Origin of the sequence: Methanocaldococcus fervens AG86, from assembly GCF_000023985.1 — an archaeon.
In the GTDB taxonomy this organism is placed as follows: domain Archaea; phylum AGJL01; class Methanococci; order Methanococcales; family Methanocaldococcaceae; genus Methanocaldococcus; species Methanocaldococcus fervens.
Window position 1 is genome coordinate 883,900 of the sequence record NC_013156.1, and the last position, 19,320, is coordinate 903,219.

Here is a 19,320-nt window from a genome sequence, read left to right on the forward strand (position 1 = left end):
TGAGCCTGATGGAAGCTGAAAAAAGATTATTCTTAAAAGCATTGAAGGAGAAGTTTGAAGAAGATCCAAAGGAAAAATACACTAAGTTCTACATCTTCGGTGGATGGAGACAGTCAGCAAGAAAAAGAGAATTCGTTGAAGTTGCTCAAAAATTGATTGAGAAGAGAGGAGGAATTCCATTCTACAACCCAGACATTGGGGTTCCATTAGGGCAAAGAAAATTAATGCCTTACAAAGTTTCAAATACAGATGCAATTGTCGAAGGAGACGACTTACACTTCATGAACAACGCTGCAATGCAGCAATTCTGGGATGACATAAGAAGAACAGTTATCGTTGGTATGGATACAGCTCACGCTGTATTAGAGAAGAGGTTAGGGGTTGAAGTTACCCCAGAAACAATCAACGAATACATGGAGACAATTAACCACGCTTTACCAGGAGGGGCTGTTGTTCAGGAGCACATGGTTGAGGTCCACCCAGGATTAGTTTGGGACTGTTACGCTAAGATATTCACAGGAGACGATGAGTTAGCTGATGAAATCGATAAAAGATTCTTAATCGATATCAATAAGTTATTCCCAGAAGAACAAGCTGAACAAATAAAACAGGCAATTGGTAAGAGAACATACCAAGTTTCAAGAGTTCCAACATTAGTTGGTAGAGTTTGTGATGGAGGTACAATAGCAAGATGGAGTGCAATGCAGATTGGAATGTCATTCATTACAGCATACAAGCTCTGTGCTGGGGAGGCTGCTATCGCTGACTTCTCGTACGCAGCTAAGCACGCTGATGTCATTCAAATGGCTTCATTCTTACCAGCAAGAAGAGCAAGAGGGCCAAATGAACCAGGAGGTATCTTTTTCGGAGTCTTGGCAGATATCGTTCAAACATCAAGAGTTTCAGATGACCCAGTTGAGCAGTCATTAGAGGTTGTTGCTTCAGGAGCAATGTTGTATGACCAAATCTGGTTAGGAGGATACATGTCTGGAGGAGTAGGATTTACTCAGTATGCTACAGCAACCTATACAGATGACATCTTGGATGACTTCTCATACTATGGATATGACTACATAACCAAAAAATATGGTGGATGCAACAGCGTAAAACCAACAATGGATGTTGTTGAAGATATAGCAACAGAAGTTACCTTATACGGTTTAGAGCAGTATGATAGCTTCCCAGCTTTATTAGAAGACCACTTTGGAGGTTCGCAAAGAGCAGGGGTTACAGCAGCTGCAGCAGGTATTACAACAGCATTAGCTACTGGAAACTCAAACGCTGGACTTAACGGATGGTATTTAAGCCAGATATTACATAAAGAATACCACAGCAGATTAGGATTCTATGGATACGACTTGCAAGATCAGTGTGGAGCTGCAAACTCTTTATCCTTCAGAAACGATGAAGGTTCGCCATTAGAATTGAGAGGACCTAACTATCCAAACTACGCAATGAACGTCGGTCACCAAGGAGAATATGCAGGAATTACACAGGCAGCTCACTCAGCAAGAGGGGATGCGTTTGCATTGAACCCATTAATTAAAGTTGCATTCGCAGACCCATCATTAGTCTTCGACTTCAGATACCCAAGAAAAGAATTCGCAAGAGGTGCATTAAGAGAATTCGAACCTGCTGGAGAAAGAGACCCAATCATTCCAGCTCACTAAATCCTAAATTTTTATTTTTTTATGTTGGTATTGTTAAGAACATTAAAACGTAGGAAAACGTAACTAAAAGAAAGTTAAATAATAATTAAGGGAATTTTACCAGAATCAAATAGAAAACCTTATATATTAACCTATAAAAAACTAACTTTTATGTAAAATGAGGTGATAGGATGGATGCAACACTAATAGCCCTTGGGGCTTTAGCGTTAAGTGGTGCATTAGCTACAATTGCCGGATGTGCAGAAGATTTAGAATCTGATGTAGGTTCCCAGTCAAACCCAAACTCACAGGTTCAGTTAGCCCCACAGATGGGGAATATTCACAGATACTTTAACAAAGCTATATCTGGAGAGCCTGTAGCTTATGGTTTATATGTCGCAGTAGCTGGATCAGTTGCTTACGCTATTATGCAGTTGGGAGTAACTCCACTTTTAGCAATGGTCTTAGGAGCTGGTGTTGCTGCCCTTGTTCATGGAGCTTACGCTATTTCAGCATACCTCGGAAGAATTGTAGGGCAGTCAAAGAACTTCGGTCAACCAGTTTACTGGGATATTGTAATGAGCCACATAGGACCAATTGTTGGACATGGTTTTATCGCTGTCTTTTGTATGGTTTTAATGGCTTACTTAGCTAACACTGTATTAGGAAACCCATTCCCATTGCCATTGATTGCATTGATATTTGGAATTACTGTTGGGGCAATTGGTTCATCAACTGGAGACGTTCACTATGGTGCTGAAAGAGAATACCAGAAATATCCATTTGGAGGAGGAGTTCCTGTTGCTAACCATGGAGATATAGATGTTAAAGCAGAATATGGTTTAAGAAACGGAATGGATTCATCATACTTCTGTTCAAGATTGGGAGGTCCATTAACTGGATTATGTTTTGGTCTAATCGTCTTCTTAGACGGTTGGAGAGGAGTTATTGGAGACGTATTACAGGGAGGAAATGTTATTTCAGCATCAACCATCTCAGTGGTTATAGGTTTAATAATCGTAGCCCTCTTAGCTATAGCAAACAGAAAAGTTGAGGTCTTTGCAAGAAACAAATACGGTCCATATACAAAGTAAGGGTGATATTTTATGGATGCAAGTTTGTTAATTTCATTAGCTGAAATAACTATTGCAGGAGCAATAATTAACGCAAGTGTTCACTTTGTCCCTGTCGGAGGGGCTCCAGCAGCGATGGCAACATCTACTGGGGTAGGTACCGGTACAACCCAGTTAGCAGCAGGGGCAGGTTTCACAGGATTAATGGCTGCTGCAGTAATGGCATCAAAAGTAGGAATTGATGGTTTAGGATTCTTGTTAATCTTATTATCAGGGGCTGTTGGTTCAATGATCATGCTTGGAGTAACAATGTTAGTTGGGCAGTTAATTTATGTGTTTGGAGTTGGTGTAGTTCCAGCTGCAGATAAATGTGAAGTTGATCCAATAACAAAAGATCCTCAAAAACCTTATGTTACACCAGGAACTACAGGACACGGAGTTCCAACCGTTTGTTACGTTAGTGGTTTAATAGGAGCTGCTTTAGGAGGAATTGGAGGAGCTTTAGCTTACATTGCATTGATAACCCTTGGATTCTCTGCAGGAATTGCAGGAATGTTAGCAATTGGTTTCTTCTTTATTAACGCAGTTCTTGCATCATACAACATCGGAGGTACCATTGAAGGTTTCCACGATCCAAAATTCAAGAAAATGCCAAATGGAGTCATTGCAGCATTCGTAGCTTCACTACTTTGTGGAATAGTTGCAGTAGCAATGGCATTATAAAAAATTTTTTGGTGATAGTATGGCACACGGTGGAGGAGGTCATGCAACTGAACTTTATCCTGAAAACCAGATATTTACGGCTGGTGTAGTTTTATCATTGATCGGTATTTATGCAGCACATTTCTTAGCAGATTATGGTTTGTCAATGTTAATAGGAGGTTTGTTAGTTTCATCAGCATGTGTTGCAGGAGCTAACACTGTTAGAAAAGTAGCAGCATATGGTTTAGGTACTGGGGTCCCATCAATTGGTATGATCAGTTTAGGTATGGGAACATTAGCTGCAATAGCAGGAGTTTTAATTCCAAAGGCATTGGGAGTTAGCTATTTAGTAGCTCCAATATTAACATTGGTAATTGCATTAGTTGTTGGATTCATAGTTGGTAAGTTAACAGTTAAACCTGTTGGAATGAAAATCCCAATTATGGTTAGAAGTATGACTTACTTATCAGTTGCAGGGGCTTTAGCTCTATTAGGATTTACAACAGCATACGTTGGAAGCTTAGAACCAGCAACATTTGTTGACGGAGCTTTAAACTCAGGAATCATGGCTTTAGCATTTATAGTAGCAGGTATGGCTATATTACACCCATTCAACGCATGTTTAGGGCCAAATGAAAGCCATAAGAGAACATTAACATTGGCAGTTGCTTGTGGTTTACTAAGCTGGTTTATATTCTCAGTAGTTAAGTTAGATATTGTCTCAATGGTTGTTTCAATAATATTGTGGGCAATTGTATATGTTAAATTCGTCAAGATGTCATTTAAAGACGCATGTGCAGTTTTATACGTCCCAGAAATTCCTAAGAAAGAGGAATAAGGTGGAAAGATGGAAATTGTTAAGATATGTCCTGAACTTGACATTGTTATGGAGGTTGATTCTGGTTTAGTAGCAGAGATGAGAAAAGATGTACTCGTCGTTGATTTAATTCATGTAGAAGAAAGAATTCAAAAATTAGAGAAGTTAGTCAATGCATTAGAGGGAGCATTAGACCCAAGAAACCCACCATTACTCTCATATCCAAACAGAGATGGGGTTTACGAGATATCAGGTTACTTCAAAGGAATATTCTTTGGATTTTGGATAACATTAGCAATTATGACACTTGCAATATTTACAATAATCAAACTATTCCCAGGTTTAATTCAATAAGGAGGTGCTAAAACATGGCTAACAAAAAATCCCCAGCACCAGGATGGCCTATCGTCTCTGGGGAATACGTTGTCGGTAACCCAGAGAGCTGTGTTGGAGTCGTAACATTAGGTTCACACGGTTTAGAACAGGCTTGCATTGATGCTGGAGCTGCTATCGTAGGACCTTGCCACACAGAAAACTTAGGTATCGAAAAAATCATAGCAAACTACATATCAAACCCAAACATCAGATTCATGGTTCTCTGCGGTTCAGAAGTCCAAGGACACTTAACAGGACAATGTCTCAAAGCATTATGGGAAAACGGTATCGGAGACGACGGAGGAATCATCGGAGCTAAAGGAGCTATCCCATTCTTAGAAAATGTCAACAAAGAAGCTGTTGAAAGATTCAGAAGACAAATAGTCGAAGTCGTTGATTTAATCGACTGCGAAGACGTCAACAAAATAACACAAGCAATCAAAGAATGCATAAGCAAAGACCCAGGAGCAATCGACGAAGAACCAATAGTCCTCGAATTAGAAAGTGGAGGAGAAGGGACAGAAGAAGAAGGAGCTACTGTAAAACCAACCTCTCCAGAGATTGCATTACTAGAAGCAAGAATGAGAATATTATCTGAAAAAATAAACAGTTCTGCATTACTTGCAAAATATAATTCAGGATATTACAACGGAAAAATCCAAGGAATAGCAATAGGATTGTTTGTTTCAATATTGCTATTCTCTCTCTTAGGTATTTAATTCAATAAGGAGGTGCTAAAACATGGCTAACAAAAAATCCCCAGCACCAGGATGGCCTATCGTCTCTGGGGAATACGTTGTCGGTAACCCAGAGAGCTGTGTTGGAGTCGTAACATTAGGTTCACACGGTTTAGAACAGGCTTGCATTGATGCTGGAGCTGCTATCGTAGGACCTTGCCACACAGAAAACTTAGGTATCGAAAAAATCATAGCAAACTACATATCAAACCCAAACATCAGATTCATGGTTCTCTGCGGTTCAGAAGTCCAAGGACACTTAACAGGACAATGTCTCAAAGCATTATGGGAAAACGGTATCGGAGACGACGGAGGAATCATCGGAGCTAAAGGAGCTATCCCATTCTTAGAAAATGTCAACAAAGAAGCTGTTGAAAGATTCAGAAGACAAATAGTCGAAGTCGTTGATTTAATCGACTGCGAAGACGTCAACAAAATAACACAAGCAATCAAAGAATGCATAAGCAAAGACCCAGGAGCAATCGACGAAGAACCAATAGTCCTCGAATTAGAAAGTGGAGAAGCTAAAGAAGGTGGAGAAGAGGAAGGTTTTGAAATCGAAGGAATTCCAAAAGTTGTCGAGCCAGATTTAGAATACTGCGATAAATTGTTGGAAAAATTAGAATACAAAGTTGGATTGATGACAAGAGATATTGAATTAGCATCAGGGGTCTTTGCAAAATCCACCCAAGGTGTTATAATCGGTTCGGCTATGGCATTTGTGTTGGTAATTATCCCAGTTATATTAAAAATGTTGATAGGGTGATTAAATGAGTGAAATTCCTACTGTTGTTACTCCTACAAAGGATTTTAAAAGGTTAATGGAAAAGCTTGAAGAACTTGAAGAAAAAGTAGAAAACACAAATGCTGAAATATTCCAAAGAGCTGGAAAAAAAGTTGGTAGAGATGTAGGAATTGCCTACGGTTTAATTATTGGGACCTTAGTGGCAATTGTATTGCCTAACTTACTAAATGTAATGCAATTAGTAGTTAAAATGGCACAATAATTATGATGAGGTGATGTGATTATGTTCAAATTTGAAAAAGAACAGATGGTTGTAGAAATTGGAGGAAGAAAAATTGGTGGACAGCCAGGAGAATACCCAACAGCTTTAGCAGGAACCATTTTCTACGCAAGACACAAGATTGTTGAAGATGAAAGAAAAGGTATCTTCGACAAAGCAGCAGCGGAGGATTTAATTAACAAACAGGCAGAGATGGAAGACATAACTGGAAACCCTGCAATGGTTCAGGTATTTGGAGCTACACCTGAAGCTATAATTAATTACATTGATTTCGTTGCTGAAATTTGGGACGGTCCAATGTTGTTGGACTCTACATCTAGAGAAGCAAGAATGGCTGCTGCAAAAAGAGCTACTGAAGCTGGATTTGCCAATCAGTGTATTTACAACTCTATCAACGTTTCCATTGATGAAGAAGAGTTTAAAAACTTAGTAGAAAGTGATATTGAGGCTTCAATTGTCTTATGTTTTGACCCAATGGATCCAAGTGTTGAAGGTAAAATTAACGTTCTCTTAAATGGTGGTAAGACAGCAGATACAGGAATGTTAGAATTAGCTGAAAAAGCTGGAATTAAATACCCATTAGTTGACGTTGCTGTTACACCATTAGGAGCTGGAGCAGGTAATGCAGTTAGAGCATCATTCGCTGTTAAGGCAAAATTAGGTTTACCTGTTGGTAGTGGTATTCACAACGTTCCATCAGCATGGGACTGGTTAAGAACATTTAGAAAACAGTTGAGAGAAAGCGGTAAAACTCAATTAGCTAAGGATATCCACCACGTATGTGATATTGGAGCAAACATAGTCCAAGTTATGGCATCAGGAGACTTTGTTCTCTACGGTCCAATTGACAACGCTCAATTAGCATTCCCAGCAGTTGCTATGACAGACATGATGATTGCAGAAGCTGCAAAAGATATGGGAATCACACCAGTTGAGAACCACCCAATCCACAGATTAGTATAAATCCCATAATTCTTTTTTAATACAAATTTTTATTAAAATAAAAAATCAATTTTAGTTTTTAAGTTAATTTTAGATTAAAAAGTTAATTTAACCAGCTCTTTTATTAACCAAAAGGTTTAAATACTAATTCTTATGGTATAATGATATTAAATTTTTATATGTCAATGACGTTAAATTTGATAAATAAAAATTTTAGCCAAACATGCCAAAATGAATAGTTTTCTTTAATCAATCAAACATATTGAAGGTGAGTTAAAATGCCAGCACCAAGATACAGGTCAAGATCATACAGAAGAATATACAGAAGAACCCCAGGAGGGAGAATAGTTATCCACTACAAGAGAAGAAAACCAAACAAAGCAAAATGTGCTGTATGTGGAGCTGAATTACACGGAGTTCCAAGAGGAAGACCAGCTCAAATAAGAAAATTGCCAAAATCACAGAGAAGACCTGAGAGGCCTTACGGAGGCTACTTATGTCCAAGATGCTTAAAGAGATTGATGATTCAAAAAGCAAGAAACCTCTAAACAATTTTCAAAAAATTTATATATAACAAAATTGTATAATTGTTAATCCATTTTGGATGGGTGAATAAATGATAATCACCATTGGGGGGCTACCAGGGACTGGCACCACTACAATTGCAAAGATGGTTGCAGAGAAATACGGCCTGAGATACGTATGTGCAGGATTTATATTCAGAGAGATGGCAAAAGAGATGGGAATGGACTTACAGGAATTTAGCAGATATGCTGAGCAACACAAAGAGATTGATGAAGAAGTTGATAGAAGACAGGTAGAGATGGCAAAGCAGGGGAATATTGTATTAGAGGGAAGATTGGCAGCGTGGATGTTATTAAAGAATGGAGTTAAACCAGATTTAACAATTTGGTTTAAAGCCCCCCTAGAGGTTAGAGCTGAAAGAATCAGTAAAAGAGAAAATATAGATAAAGAAGAAGCTTTAAAAAAGATGGTTGAAAGAGAATGTAGTGAGAAAAAAAGATATAAAGAAATTTATAACATAGATTTAGACGACTTATCTATTTACGATTTAATTATTGATAGCTCAAAATGGGACGTGGAGGGAGTGTTTAATATTGTCTCCTCTGCAATCGATAATTTAAAGAGGTAGGCAATATTAAACCTCCCTCATTGGAGGATGAGTTGTGATTCGCGAGAGTCACAACAACAAAAATGAGGTGAGGTAAATGCCAGCTATTGAAGTAGGAAGAGTTTGTATAAAAACAGCAGGAAGAGAAGCAGGTAAAGTTTGTGTTATTGTAGATATATTAGACAAAAACTTTGTTGTAGTTGATGGATTAGTTAAAAGAAGAAGATGTAACATAAAACACTTAGAACCAACAGAAAAGAAAGTTGATATTCAGAAAGGAGCTTCAACAGAAGAAGTTAAATTAGCATTAGATGCTGCTGGATTATTAAAAGAGGAATAAATCCTTTTTCCTTTTTTATTTTTCAATCTTACATTTGTTATTTTAAATTTATAGATATAAAAACCTTAAATAACAATTTAAACAAAAATAATATTAAAAACAATTTTGGTGAGCTTATGCTATTTAACATCTTCAAAAAATCAAATAAAAAGAAATTGAACGAGTTTTTAGATGAAAATAAAGATAAAGTCTTAGTTTTAGAGTTGGATAAGCCAATAGATTGTTTGTGTGATTTTACCTACAACTTTATATGGCAGAGTAAATTTAATCCAGAAACTAAAATAAAAGATGAAATAACTTTCAAAACCCTTGTAGAGCATCTGAAAAATAACGGAATAATTTATATAAAAGGAAATGTTGGGAAGAGATTTTGCTCTTCAATGGGTGTTGATTTAAAGTATTTTGGTGGAAGTGGAGGAAGGATAAAGGTTGGGGCTGTTATAGTTGATGGAGATGTGGATACAAGATTTGGAATAAGCATGCTGTCTGGAACTGTCTATATTAACGAAAAAAACAACATAAAGGAGCCAATGGGTAATGTTATAGAGGTTGAGAGCGATATAAAAGGTTATAGAAAATTTATATCGATAACAGAATTCGTTGAATATAGGTATAAGGAAGAAAAAGTTTTAAAACCAAATAAATTTGATGAAAAAAGAGGAGTTTTGGAGATTAACGATAAGATAAAAAGAGATACTGTTGGAGCGAGGTTGAATGAAGAAAAAACCATTATAGTTAATGGGGATGTTGATTTATCCACTGGAATTTTGATGAAGAAGGGAAGAGTTGTTGTTAACGGGAATGCTGGGAAAAACACTGGAGCTGTTTTAAATGGAGGATTGGTTATAATTAATGGAAATACAAATGATTTCACTGGTTTTGAAATGAAAGATGGTGTAATAGTTGTTGATGGAAATGCAGGAAAGTATTTGGGAGCTAAAAAGAAAGGTGGGGTTATATACGCAAGAGAAGGTAAAGAAGTTCCTCCAACAAAAAAGTATAACTTGGATAAGAATGATATGGAATTTCTAAAATCCCTTGGATATTCTGGCAAATTCTACAAATTTTTATAATTCTTTAAATTATTTTAAAAGTAAAAAAGTATTAAAGGTTTAGCTAAACCTTATGAAGAGATTTTAAATTTTTTCTGCAAATGCAAACTTATTTTTAACTGCTGTTATTTTTACATCTACTGTATCTCCTTTTTGTGTTTCAGGTACGAAGACTACGAATCCTTCAATTCTTGCTATTCCGTCTCCGCCTCTTCCCATATCTTCAATTGTAACTGTGTAGGTTTCGCCTTCTTTAACAGGAACATTTCTTCTAACTTCATTATTTCTTACATTTCTTCTTCCTTTATTATTAAACATTTAATTCACCAAATTTCAAAGTAGTATCAAATATTTCATCGCATTTCGCTCAACAATAACCTTGTCAAAAGGGGTATAAATACTTATGGATGTGCAAATATTTCTATATTTTTTACTCAACCGTAACTCTCCTAAACTTTAAAGATTCTTCCAATAACCTCTCCTTAGCTTTTTTAAACTCCTCTTCCTCAACACATTCCTCAAATCCCAAATACTTCAAAACAAGTTCAGCATATTTAAAATATTCATCTCTAACTTTGTCATTTCCCAAATAAAGCCCCCTACAATATCTTAAAAACCATATATCGTAAGTTAAAGTTAACTTTCCATCTCTAAGCTGAACTGAGTAAGGTCTAAGCCTACAAATTAAAGGTCTGGCCTTATAAATCTTACATTTTTTGGTTTTTCTATCTAAAAATATGCATTTTCCGCCGACTTCTTTAAGTTCTCCTATACGACCATTGAAAAATCCAACGTATTTTTCAAGAACTTCAGAAAGTGGAATTTTTAAATACCCTGCTATCTTTGCCAAATCCTTTTTTGTGACTGTTGGAGCATCGCAACAAAACCCACATTTTATACAATGGTAAGCTATCCCACCCAAATAAACATCAAATTTTATTTTATTTTCTTTGTTTTTCATAGCCCTCCCTTTCACTAATTTTGCAGTTTCCACACAAAATGCATGGCTTTATATGCCCAGCTAAAAAATCTAACGCCTTATTAATCTTTAAGTGTAGAGTTTTAGGGAATTTATATATAGCATAACCATAAAAAATTCCTGTAATAACATCAACAACCCAGTGCATTCCCATAATTAAAGTTGATATTGGGATTAATACTGCTAAAGTAAAGTAAATATAATTTAAATATTTTTCATCTTTGAAATGCAATGCCAACAAAAACGAATACGCTGTATGCAATGATGGAATTTCATAGGTGGGCTTTGTAAATATCCAAAAATAATCACTATTTATCAAATCTTTAGCAACTCCAACCTGGAATGGAGATTGAACAACAACAATAGTATATATTAAGCCAGCAATGAGCCAACCTAAAGCCAAATCAATCAAGATAATATCGCTCTTTAAAAAATCTTTCTTTATAAATAAATAATAGGCAATGCCTCCAACAATCATAAGAGAAAACCCGTATAAATAAATAATTTTAAAAAATTCAATAACAATATTTGGCAAGGTCTGCAAAATCAGATAAAATTCTTTATTACATAAGGGCAAATTTAATAACAAATTTGTTGCATCAATAGGCTCTACAATTTGGGAATACCACATCAACCCTCCCCACATTATATAAGCTATAGGATATGTTACCAATCTAACTAAAATTCTCTTATCCATGAAATACCACCATGTAAATTAGCTATCTATAAAATATTAAGGTGAGATTATTAGATTTTTAGATGCCATAGTAGATTTTTTAGAAAAAAATGTGAAAACGGTATTTTCTTACCCTGGAGAGCAGATAGCTGAATTATATAATGAAATTGAAGGCAGTGGTATAAAAAATGTTATGGTTAGGGATGAAAGAGGAGCTGGCTTTATGGCGGATGGCTATGCAAGAATAACAAACTATTTGGGAGTTTGTTTAGCAACTGCAGGTCCTGGAAGCACAAATTTAACTACACCAATAGCCAACGCATATAAAGACAACTCATCCGTTTTGGCAATAACAGGAAGGTGTCAGAGAAAGTATATTGGTAAAAATTATTTCCAAGAGATAAATATGGATTTTTTAAATTTTTATAAAGGATATTTTGTTGATAAGGCAGATATAAATTATGTTGTTAATGCATTCAACGACTGCTTAACAAACAAAAAGCCAGTTCAGCTAAACATCCCTGCTGATTTGTATAAAGAGGAGGTAAAAGATATAAATATAGATGCATATATAAATATAAGTGATGATGTTGGATATGATGTAAATAATGTTGATGTAGCTGCTAAAAAACCACTGTTTTTAATTGGACAGGGGATATTTGGAACTTTAAGCTATAAAGATATGTTAAAAATATCAAAAATACTAAAGGAATTAAATTGCCCCATAGCTACAACATTTCCAGCGAGAGGAGTTATTAGCGAAGAGGTTGATAACTGCATAGGCTTAGTTGGTAGGAGGGGGGATTTAAAATCTTTATTAGAAGCTGATAAAATAATAAACATTGGTTCATCATTATCTTACAACACATATGTGGAAAGTGTTAGGGAAAAGCTTTTAAATAAAACTGAAAATATACATTTAAAACCAAAAAATATCAAAGAGTTAAAAGAATTTTTTGAAAATTTGGATTTAAAAAATAACAATTGGATAAATAAAAATAAAAATAATAAAAAATTTTCACCTTCTGGAGATTATTCAAATAAAATAAATGAGATCATTGAAAATGTCCCAAAAGATGCAATAATTGTTACAGATGCTGGAAAGCATACGGTATTTACATGCCTATTAAAAACCTGCGTTGTCCCAAGAAATATTATTTCCTCACATTCATTTGGAAGTATGGGGTTTGGTTTGCCTGCATCTATTGGCGTGAAATTTGGAACTATTGATTTCAACATAGATAAGGAGGTTGTATTAATCAGTGGGGATGGAGGATTTTTGATGAATATTGAAGAACTACAGGTGGTTTCTGAATATGGTTTAAAAATCTTAATGGTTGTTATGAAAAACAATGGCTTAGCTGAGTTTTGTAAGATAAAAAACCCCAACTTTAACAAAATAGCCGATGCTTTTGGAATAGACAACTGTTACATTGAAAAAGCTGATGAAATTAGCTCTGAAATTAAAAACTATCTAAAGAAAAATAAACCTTTATTAATGGTTGTTGAAACAGAAAACGAACCATTACCGAAACCAAATATGTAAATGAAACTTTTAGAAAAAGTTAAATGAAAATCATATAGATTTTCATAACTGGAAAGCAAAGCTTTCCATTTCATCAAAACAAAAATAATTTTCCCGGATTTTATTAAAAATTGTTGTTTTAGAAATTTTAAATTTTACGGAGGGATAGCATGGGAGAAACATTAAATGAGCTATTTGAAATTCTATCAAAAGATTTACACTTTAATGTTACTAAATTAAACCCTGAAACTTATGAACAAAGTTGGAAAGTCCCTGAAGGATTTATTTCAATAATAGGATTAGAAAATGCCAAAATGCCCGTTTTTTATTATGGAGTAACAAATTCCTATCAAAAAGATTTTGAACTTAAAAAAGTTGTTTCTCCAAAAGGACAAAAGCAGGTTTTTGCAAGGATTTATTACATTTTTGATAGGAGAGATATTATTGAGAAGGAAAAATACGTTGTTGCAAATGCATTTAACGGACTCTTATTATTAATAAAATTTGATAAAGCAGAGTTCATTGAAAAAGCCACTGAAATGCTAACAAAAGGTTACGAAGAGGATGAGTTTATTAAAGAAGTTCTGGATAATGTAAAAGAGAGGAATATGTTCGATAATATCGAAGAAACAATAAGATTCATGGCAAATAGGGATTATAATTGGCTAATTGGGAGAATAAAATACAACATGGGAATTTTAGAATACTCTGGGCAGGGCTATTATTTAATTCCAATAAAAACAAACATGCAAATAACTCCTGGAATAAGGGTTGAAAATGGGAAAATCATAATTGACTTAGAAAACTCCTATCTATTTAAAAACTTCATAGTTTATGTTGATACAATAAACAACAAAATAATTTACAACAAAGAAAGGTTATGTAACAAAAATCCTGCTATATTGGATATAATGTCAAAGATAGATGATAACACATGCCCATGGTGTGGGGCTAAGTTGAGGGTAGTTAAAACAAGAAAAGGAGAGTTTTTAGGATGTACAAATTATCCAAATTGCCTATATAGAAGATTCCCAAAGAAATAATTATTTTTCAAGTTCTTTCTTTATGATTAACATTGAGATATAGCCAAAAATTGTTGGAATTATGTAAGATACAAACCTATCCAGCAAGGTAACTGCTGCAGCAACTGAAGGGGAAATCCTGAAAGCAGAAAAAGAAAGAATCATTATCGTATCCGCAGTTCCAAAACCACTGGGAGTTATAGATAAAACACCAGACAAAAGAGTTATCAAATATACAGTAGCTACGCTTACAATAGAAACGATATAGGAGAGGGATAAGAATAACAGCCAAACCTTTAATATATCAAGAGCATACCAGCCAATGGATAAAAATACTGCTACAAAAACCTCGCTAGCTTTTCTATTTTTTAAAAATTTCATGCTGTTGTAAAATTCATCAATAGACTTTAATATCTTTTCCTCATCGTAATTGTAAGAGCAGTATTTACAAATAAATCTCGAAGCCTTAGTAACTATTTTAATTAGGAGTTTTTTATTTATTATCAAATAAATGGTTATTGCAGTTAAAAGAAACAGAAAAACCCATGCTAAAATTAAATATTCAAGATACTTAAACCCTTTAATTACAAAGTATCCGATTACAAACAATGTGAAAAATAAAAATATACCTGTATCTAAAACCCTCTCAACCACAACTGTAGAGAATGTTAAACCTTTTGGAATTTTTTCAAGTTTTGATAGATAATAAGCCCTAAACGCCTCCCCTCCCCCCTTCATAGAGGGAGTTATGTTATTAATAAATTGCCCCATTAAAACGAGTAAAAGAAGATTTTTTATCGATACTTTATACCCCAAAATCTTTGTTATATACCTCCACCTCATAGCCAACATCAAAGAAACAATAATTTGCAAAATAACAGCCAATATTATGTACATTGGGTCCGCACTAATCAGTGTTTGAAATATCTCGTATATTCCAATATATATCAGCAAAAGCAGTATAAAGGCAATACTTATGATAAAAAGTATAGAAGATTTTGTAATTCTAATTCTCATCCTCATCCCTTTAATTTACTTCTAATGTAGTTTAAAATCTCATTTCCAACATCTTCTGTCTTTAAATTTCCTCCTAAGTCAGGAGTAACCTTTTTATTAATTAGGCAGTGTTTAACAGCCTCTCTAATTAAATCTCCTTTCTCCTTCTCCCCAATATAGTCAAAGAGCATGGCAACACTTAATATAGATGCCATAGGATTTGCTATTTTCTTCCCTGCTATATCTGGAGCTGAACCATGAACTGGCTCAAATAACGCTTTACTATCACCAATATTTGCTGAAGGAGATAAGCCAAGCCCTCCAATCAAAGCTGATGCCTCGTCTGATAAAATATCTCCAAACATGTTTGTTGTAACAATAACATCAAACTTTTCAGGGTTTTTTATCAAGTTCATAGCTGTTGAATCAACTAAATAATCATCAGCCTCTATGTTGTAATGCTTTTTTATGTTGTTAAATACTTCCAAGAAGAGACCGTCAGTAACCCTTAAAACGTTTGCTTTATGTATGCAAGATACCTTTTTTCTGTTATTTTTTACTGCGTATTCAAATGCAAATCCTATTATCCTCTCACTACCCTTTTTTGTTATAACCCTCTCAGCTATCGCCATCTCATCATTTAATTTTTCCCTACCAACATATAAATCTTCTGTGTTTTCCCTAATAATCACAATATCAATATTTTTAATATTTAAGAATTCATAATCAGCAATTTTCCCTATCAAACGCCCAATTCCAAAGTTATTTATTGGCCTTACATTTGCATACAAATCAAACAACTTCCTCAAAGTTATTATTGGGCTTTTGTAATTTTTAACCTCTCCAGGCTTTGGTGACGTTATAGCCCCAAATAAAATAACATCAGCCTCTTTAGCCTTCTCTATAGTTTCTTCTGGCAATGCATTACCATACTTTTTTAGGCATTCTAATCCTGCCTCTCCCTCTATTATTTCAAAATCACCAAGTTCATTTAATATCTTAACAGCTTCTGGAACTACTTCTTTTCCAATTCCATCTCCTTCAATAACACATACCTTTACCATGATAGCACCAAAAACTTTTATACTTTTATAGATTGTAGATAATTTTTAACCAATTACAAAAGTATTATTTATAAAGCATTAAAAGATTATCAGGAGGAGGTAAAATGAAATATTCAGATGTTCCAAAATTTATTAGAGAAATTTCTATGAAGCAACATGAGTGGATGAGAAATTCCATAAAATTGATTGCAAGTGAAAACATAACAAGTTTAGCTGTCAGAGAGGCGTGTGCGACTGATTTCATGCATAGATACGCTGAGGGATTACCAGGAAAGAGATTGTATCAAGGATGCAAATACATTGATGAGGTTGAAACACTCTGTATAGAATTGGCTAAAGAGTTATTTAATGCAGAACATGCAAACGTTCAGCCAACAAGTGGGGTTGTGGCAAACTTAGCTGTTTTCTTTGCAGAAACTAAACCGGGAGATAAATTAATGGCTTTAAGTGTTCCAGATGGAGGACATATAAGTCATTGGAAAGTTAGTGCTGCTGGAATTAGAGGGCTAAATGTTATAAATCATCCATTTGACCCAGAGGAAATGAATATAGATCCTGACGCAATGGTTAAAAAGATATTGGAGGAGAAGCCAAAGTTAATATTGTTTGGAGGTTCTTTATTCCCATTCCCTCATCCAGTAGCTGATGCCTATGAAGCTGCTCAAGAAGTTGGAGCTAAAATTGCCTACGATGGAGCCCATGTTTTGGGATTAATAGCTGGAAAACAATTCCAAGACCCATTAAGAGAGGGAGCTGAGTATTTAATGGGAAGTACTCATAAAACATTATTTGGACCTCAGGGAGGGATTATATTAACTACAAAAGAAAATGCTGAAAAAATAGATAACCATGTATTCCCTGGAGTTGTCAGCAACCACCACTTACATCACAAAGCTGGTTTAGCTATTGCTTTAGCTGAAACATTGGAGTTTGGAGAAGATTACGCTAAACAAGTAATTAAAAACGCTAAAGCGTTAGCTCAGGCGTTGTATGAAAGAGGATTTAACGTTTTATGTGAACACAAGGGCTTTACAGAAAGCCACCAAGTAATTATTGACATAGCAAGCTCTCCAGACATAGAATTTTCAGCAAGTGAATTGGCTAAGATGTATGAAGAGGCAAACATAATTTTAAATAAAAACTTATTGCCGTGGGATGACGTTAACGATTCAGACAACCCAAGCGGTATTAGGTTAGGAACACAAGAATGTACAAGGTTAGGTATGAAAGAAAAAGAGATGGAAGAAATAGCTGAATTTATGAAAAGAATTGCTATAGACAAAGAAAAACCTGAGAAAGTTAGAAAGGATGTTATAGAGTTTGCTAAAGAATATAGCACAATACACTACAGCTTTGACGATGGCGATGGGTTTAAGTATTTGAAATTCTACTAAATTTACTTTTTTATTTATTTATAAGTTAAAATCAGACCAGAAGGTATAAGTAAAATCATAGACCTTAAAATAAAACTTTAAAGTTTTAATTATAATCTTAACATACAATTAAAAAAGAGTTTTAAAAGGTTATTCAACTCCACAACCTTCTTCCCTCAAAAATCTCGCATTACTCCTCTTTATAAACTCTTCACATACTTCTTCTGGATCTCCTTCCATAATCAACCTGTTTTCATCTAACAGTATAGCTCTATCGCTAATCTCTTTAATGAACTCTACACAGTGAGAAACTAAAACTATTGTAGTTCCAAACCTCTCATTAACTATTTTTAAATAATTAGCTACATCCCTCAAAGTTATCGGGTCTAAATCACCAAACGGCTCATCCAAAAACAAAATCTTCGGCTTTGTTATCAACTGCAACGCCATAGCTACCCTAACCTTCTGCCCCCCACTTAGCTCAATAACTTTTTTATTTAAGATATCTTCACCTAAATCCAAAGCTTCCAAAATCTCCTCTGGCTCAAAGTCCTCAACAACTGGTGGGAAGAGCTTATAAATTATATCCTCTGTCAATCCCATCTTTTGGAGCTTTGAAATTCTCTCAGACTCTGGAACATCTATTAATTGGTAGATTGCATCGATAATCTTTGGAGATAATCCAAGCTCTTCAGCCATTGCCTTTGCGTGAGCTATAGCTTTCTCCCCTTTAAGTCCCAACCTATACTTCAATAGATTTTCAACTGTTTGGTAGTATGGGAGAGAAAATTCCTGATGCATAATACCAATTCTCTTTCTAAGCTCTATCCTCTCCCATCCGTAGTTAGTTATATCAACGCCATCAACTATTATCTTCCCTTCATTAGGCAATTCTAAACCAGCCATTAATCTCATAATAACTGTTTTTCCTACTCCACTCGGCCCTATTATTGATAAAATCTCCCCCTCTCTAACATCAAATGAGACATCCCTTAGGTTTAATGTTTCTCCTCCTTTAACAACGTAGTATCTTTTAGCAACATTTCTAACCTTTATTATTGCATTATCTTTTATATTTGGTGTTCTTTTATATGGTGGCTTCATCTCTTTTAAAAATTCATTTAAAACTTCCTCAACATCTCCTTCCATCTTTATTCTTCCATTCTCTAATAAAATCAATCTATCACAAAGATATCTATGTATTTCTGGTAAATGGGAGGTTATTATTACAGTTATTCCCAACTTATCCCTAATGTTTTTAATCACATCTAACAACTTCTGCTTTGAAGCTGGACACGCCATTGTTGCCGGCTCATCCAACAATAAAACCCCTTCTCCTTTTTCATAGATTTTAGCTATCTGCCTTCCTAAAATTAGCCTTTGTTTCTCCCCACCACTCAATATATTTGCAAATGCATCCTTTTTATGCTCTAAACCAACTAATTTTAAAATCTCCAATGCTGTTTTCTCATAATCCGCCCACTCTTCCTCCAATGGAAGTAATTCATCAGATTTATTCCTTATTGCGTAAAGCTTTCTAATTATGTTGTTTATAACTGGCTCCGCCCATAATGCAAAGTTTCTTTGTAAGTGTATAGCAGTAATCTCTTTAAAGTTATTTTTTCTACCTAAAATCTCAACTTCTCCCTCATCGTAATCTAAACTACCTCTCAAAATTCTTATTAATGTGGATTTCCCAGCTCCACTCTTTCCCACAATTCCTAAAATTTCTCTTTTTTTTGCTTCAAAAGATATATTATCTAATGCTTTAAAATCCCCGTATCTTTTTGTAAGATTTTTAACTTTAACTGTAATCATGATTATCACCAAATAATAATAAT

Annotated in this window: 22 protein-coding genes; 16 read left to right on the plus strand and 6 right to left on the minus strand. The window is 34.7% G+C overall.

The genetic code is table 11. The features are described 5' to 3' along the window. Positions 1–8 precede the first annotated feature (8 nt). From mcrA to MEFER_RS04835, 13 genes are all read left to right on the plus strand, one after another. Positions 9–1,670: a coenzyme-B sulfoethylthiotransferase subunit alpha gene (gene mcrA / locus MEFER_RS04775; protein WP_015791493.1), complete on the plus strand. Its 1,662-nt coding sequence runs from the start codon at positions 9–11 to the stop codon at positions 1,668–1,670. Between the two features lie 170 nt (positions 1,671–1,840). Continuing rightward, complete coding sequence (mtrE, locus tag MEFER_RS04780; RefSeq protein WP_015791494.1) at positions 1,841–2,743, plus strand: tetrahydromethanopterin S-methyltransferase subunit E; 903 nt, start codon at positions 1,841–1,843, stop codon at positions 2,741–2,743. Between the two features lie 12 nt (positions 2,744–2,755). Then, positions 2,756–3,445, plus strand: a complete 690-nt coding sequence (gene mtrD, locus MEFER_RS04785; protein ID WP_015791495.1) for a tetrahydromethanopterin S-methyltransferase subunit D — start codon at positions 2,756–2,758, stop codon at positions 3,443–3,445. Positions 3,446–3,464: 19 nt separating this feature from the next. Further along, positions 3,465–4,262, plus strand: coding sequence for a tetrahydromethanopterin S-methyltransferase subunit MtrC (mtrC, locus tag MEFER_RS04790; protein WP_015791496.1), 798 nt, complete (start codon positions 3,465–3,467; stop codon positions 4,260–4,262). Positions 4,263–4,271: 9 nt separating this feature from the next. Then, the gene (locus tag MEFER_RS04795; RefSeq protein WP_015791497.1) at positions 4,272–4,595 is read left to right on the plus strand and encodes a tetrahydromethanopterin S-methyltransferase subunit B; all 324 of its coding nucleotides are present in this window, start codon (positions 4,272–4,274) and stop codon (positions 4,593–4,595) included. 14 nt (positions 4,596–4,609) lie between these two features. Further along, positions 4,610–5,335, plus strand: coding sequence for a tetrahydromethanopterin S-methyltransferase subunit A (gene mtrA / locus MEFER_RS04800; protein WP_015791498.1), 726 nt, complete (start codon positions 4,610–4,612; stop codon positions 5,333–5,335). Positions 5,336–5,357: 22 nt separating this feature from the next. Continuing rightward, complete coding sequence (gene mtrA / locus MEFER_RS04805; RefSeq protein WP_015791499.1) at positions 5,358–6,119, plus strand: tetrahydromethanopterin S-methyltransferase subunit A; 762 nt, start codon at positions 5,358–5,360, stop codon at positions 6,117–6,119. A 4-nt stretch (positions 6,120–6,123) separates the two neighbouring features. Next, the gene (gene mtrG, locus MEFER_RS04810; RefSeq protein ID WP_015791500.1) at positions 6,124–6,360 is read left to right on the plus strand and encodes a tetrahydromethanopterin S-methyltransferase subunit MtrG; all 237 of its coding nucleotides are present in this window, start codon (positions 6,124–6,126) and stop codon (positions 6,358–6,360) included. Positions 6,361–6,381: 21 nt separating this feature from the next. Next, positions 6,382–7,341 (plus strand): tetrahydromethanopterin S-methyltransferase subunit H, encoded by a 960-nt coding sequence (gene mtrH, locus MEFER_RS04815; RefSeq protein ID WP_015791501.1) that lies wholly within the window; start codon positions 6,382–6,384, stop codon positions 7,339–7,341. A 257-nt stretch (positions 7,342–7,598) separates the two neighbouring features. Then, positions 7,599–7,868 (plus strand): 50S ribosomal protein L34e, encoded by a 270-nt coding sequence (locus MEFER_RS04820; RefSeq protein ID WP_015791502.1) that lies wholly within the window; start codon positions 7,599–7,601, stop codon positions 7,866–7,868. 68 nt (positions 7,869–7,936) lie between these two features. Next, on the plus strand, positions 7,937–8,473 hold the full coding sequence (gene cmk / locus MEFER_RS04825) for a (d)CMP kinase (RefSeq protein WP_015791503.1): 537 nt from the start codon (positions 7,937–7,939) through the stop codon (positions 8,471–8,473). A 76-nt stretch (positions 8,474–8,549) separates the two neighbouring features. Next, positions 8,550–8,792: a 50S ribosomal protein L14e gene (locus MEFER_RS04830; protein ID WP_015791504.1), complete on the plus strand. Its 243-nt coding sequence runs from the start codon at positions 8,550–8,552 to the stop codon at positions 8,790–8,792. Positions 8,793–8,908: 116 nt separating this feature from the next. Further along, positions 8,909–9,865, plus strand: coding sequence for a GltB/FmdC/FwdC-like GXGXG domain-containing protein (locus MEFER_RS04835; RefSeq protein ID WP_015791505.1), 957 nt, complete (start codon positions 8,909–8,911; stop codon positions 9,863–9,865). Between the two features lie 63 nt (positions 9,866–9,928). Here MEFER_RS04835 and MEFER_RS04840 read toward each other — a convergent pair whose 3' ends face one another. The 3 genes from MEFER_RS04840 to MEFER_RS04850 all read right to left on the minus strand — a co-directional run bounded on the left by MEFER_RS04840 (position 9,929) and on the right by MEFER_RS04850 (position 11,520). Further along, positions 9,929–10,162: a TRAM domain-containing protein gene (locus MEFER_RS04840; protein ID WP_015791506.1), complete on the minus strand. Its 234-nt coding sequence runs from the start codon at positions 10,160–10,162 to the stop codon at positions 9,929–9,931. Between the two features lie 112 nt (positions 10,163–10,274). Next, entirely contained in the window at positions 10,275–10,805 is a 531-nt protein-coding gene (locus MEFER_RS04845; protein WP_015791507.1) for a YkgJ family cysteine cluster protein, read from the minus strand. Then, positions 10,786–11,520 carry a phosphatase PAP2 family protein gene (locus MEFER_RS04850; RefSeq protein WP_015791508.1) on the minus strand — a complete coding sequence of 245 codons (735 nt, stop codon included), beginning with the start codon at positions 11,518–11,520 and terminating at the stop codon, positions 10,786–10,788. Before MEFER_RS04850 ends, MEFER_RS04845 begins: the two co-directional genes overlap by 20 nt. Before the next feature lie 91 nt (positions 11,521–11,611). Here MEFER_RS04850 and MEFER_RS04855 point away from each other — a divergent pair, with 91 nt between their 5' ends. Both MEFER_RS04855 and MEFER_RS04860 read left to right on the plus strand, forming a co-directional pair. Further along, positions 11,612–13,045, plus strand: a complete 1,434-nt coding sequence (locus tag MEFER_RS04855; RefSeq protein ID WP_015791509.1) for a thiamine pyrophosphate-binding protein — start codon at positions 11,612–11,614, stop codon at positions 13,043–13,045. Between the two features lie 149 nt (positions 13,046–13,194). Beyond that, entirely contained in the window at positions 13,195–14,067 is an 873-nt protein-coding gene (locus tag MEFER_RS04860; RefSeq protein WP_015791510.1) for a topoisomerase DNA-binding C4 zinc finger domain-containing protein, read from the plus strand. Here the strand turns inward: MEFER_RS04860 and MEFER_RS04865 are convergent, their stop codons facing one another. Both MEFER_RS04865 and aksF read right to left on the minus strand, forming a co-directional pair. Then, on the minus strand, positions 14,068–15,063 hold the full coding sequence (locus MEFER_RS04865; RefSeq protein ID WP_015791511.1) for a UPF0104 family protein: 996 nt from the start codon (positions 15,061–15,063) through the stop codon (positions 14,068–14,070). A gap of 2 nt (positions 15,064–15,065) precedes the next feature. Next, the gene (aksF, locus tag MEFER_RS04870; protein ID WP_015791512.1) at positions 15,066–16,106 is read right to left on the minus strand and encodes a homoisocitrate dehydrogenase; all 1,041 of its coding nucleotides are present in this window, start codon (positions 16,104–16,106) and stop codon (positions 15,066–15,068) included. 104 nt (positions 16,107–16,210) lie between these two features. Here aksF and glyA point away from each other — a divergent pair, with 104 nt between their 5' ends. Beyond that, positions 16,211–17,500 carry a bifunctional serine hydroxymethyltransferase/L-allo-threonine aldolase gene (gene glyA / locus MEFER_RS04875; RefSeq protein WP_015791513.1) on the plus strand — a complete coding sequence of 430 codons (1,290 nt, stop codon included), beginning with the start codon at positions 16,211–16,213 and terminating at the stop codon, positions 17,498–17,500. A 129-nt stretch (positions 17,501–17,629) separates the two neighbouring features. On the opposite strand, the gene MEFER_RS04880 is transcribed toward glyA, so the two are convergent. Continuing rightward, positions 17,630–19,297 carry an ABC transporter ATP-binding protein gene (locus MEFER_RS04880; protein ID WP_015791514.1) on the minus strand — a complete coding sequence of 556 codons (1,668 nt, stop codon included), beginning with the start codon at positions 19,295–19,297 and terminating at the stop codon, positions 17,630–17,632. Positions 19,298–19,320 lie beyond the last annotated feature (23 nt).

What these genes read in the sequence shown, in the direction of transcription:
- mcrA (WP_015791493.1), top strand. Translation starts at nt 9, where the DNA reads ATGGAAGCTGAAAAAAGATTATTCTTAAAAGCATTGAAGGAGAAGTTT.
- mtrE (WP_015791494.1), top strand. Translation starts at nt 1,841, where the DNA reads ATGGATGCAACACTAATAGCCCTTGGGGCTTTAGCGTTAAGTGGTGCA.
- mtrD (WP_015791495.1), top strand. Translation starts at nt 2,756, where the DNA reads ATGGATGCAAGTTTGTTAATTTCATTAGCTGAAATAACTATTGCAGGA.
- mtrC (WP_015791496.1), top strand. Translation starts at nt 3,465, where the DNA reads ATGGCACACGGTGGAGGAGGTCATGCAACTGAACTTTATCCTGAAAAC.
- MEFER_RS04795 (WP_015791497.1), top strand. Translation starts at nt 4,272, where the DNA reads ATGGAAATTGTTAAGATATGTCCTGAACTTGACATTGTTATGGAGGTT.
- mtrA (WP_015791498.1), top strand. Translation starts at nt 4,610, where the DNA reads ATGGCTAACAAAAAATCCCCAGCACCAGGATGGCCTATCGTCTCTGGG.
- mtrA (WP_015791499.1), top strand. Translation starts at nt 5,358, where the DNA reads ATGGCTAACAAAAAATCCCCAGCACCAGGATGGCCTATCGTCTCTGGG.
- mtrG (WP_015791500.1), top strand. Translation starts at nt 6,124, where the DNA reads ATGAGTGAAATTCCTACTGTTGTTACTCCTACAAAGGATTTTAAAAGG.
- mtrH (WP_015791501.1), top strand. Translation starts at nt 6,382, where the DNA reads ATGTTCAAATTTGAAAAAGAACAGATGGTTGTAGAAATTGGAGGAAGA.
- MEFER_RS04820 (WP_015791502.1), top strand. Translation starts at nt 7,599, where the DNA reads ATGCCAGCACCAAGATACAGGTCAAGATCATACAGAAGAATATACAGA.
- cmk (WP_015791503.1), top strand. Translation starts at nt 7,937, where the DNA reads ATGATAATCACCATTGGGGGGCTACCAGGGACTGGCACCACTACAATT.
- MEFER_RS04830 (WP_015791504.1), top strand. Translation starts at nt 8,550, where the DNA reads ATGCCAGCTATTGAAGTAGGAAGAGTTTGTATAAAAACAGCAGGAAGA.
- MEFER_RS04835 (WP_015791505.1), top strand. Translation starts at nt 8,909, where the DNA reads ATGCTATTTAACATCTTCAAAAAATCAAATAAAAAGAAATTGAACGAG.
- MEFER_RS04840 (WP_015791506.1), bottom strand. Translation starts at nt 10,162, where the DNA reads ATGTTTAATAATAAAGGAAGAAGAAATGTAAGAAATAATGAAGTTAGA.
- MEFER_RS04845 (WP_015791507.1), bottom strand. Translation starts at nt 10,805, where the DNA reads ATGAAAAACAAAGAAAATAAAATAAAATTTGATGTTTATTTGGGTGGG.
- MEFER_RS04850 (WP_015791508.1), bottom strand. Translation starts at nt 11,520, where the DNA reads ATGGATAAGAGAATTTTAGTTAGATTGGTAACATATCCTATAGCTTAT.
- MEFER_RS04860 (WP_015791510.1), top strand. Translation starts at nt 13,195, where the DNA reads ATGGGAGAAACATTAAATGAGCTATTTGAAATTCTATCAAAAGATTTA.
- MEFER_RS04865 (WP_015791511.1), bottom strand. Translation starts at nt 15,063, where the DNA reads ATGAGAATTAGAATTACAAAATCTTCTATACTTTTTATCATAAGTATT.
- aksF (WP_015791512.1), bottom strand. Translation starts at nt 16,106, where the DNA reads ATGGTAAAGGTATGTGTTATTGAAGGAGATGGAATTGGAAAAGAAGTA.
- glyA (WP_015791513.1), top strand. Translation starts at nt 16,211, where the DNA reads ATGAAATATTCAGATGTTCCAAAATTTATTAGAGAAATTTCTATGAAG.
- MEFER_RS04880 (WP_015791514.1), bottom strand. Translation starts at nt 19,297, where the DNA reads ATGATTACAGTTAAAGTTAAAAATCTTACAAAAAGATACGGGGATTTT.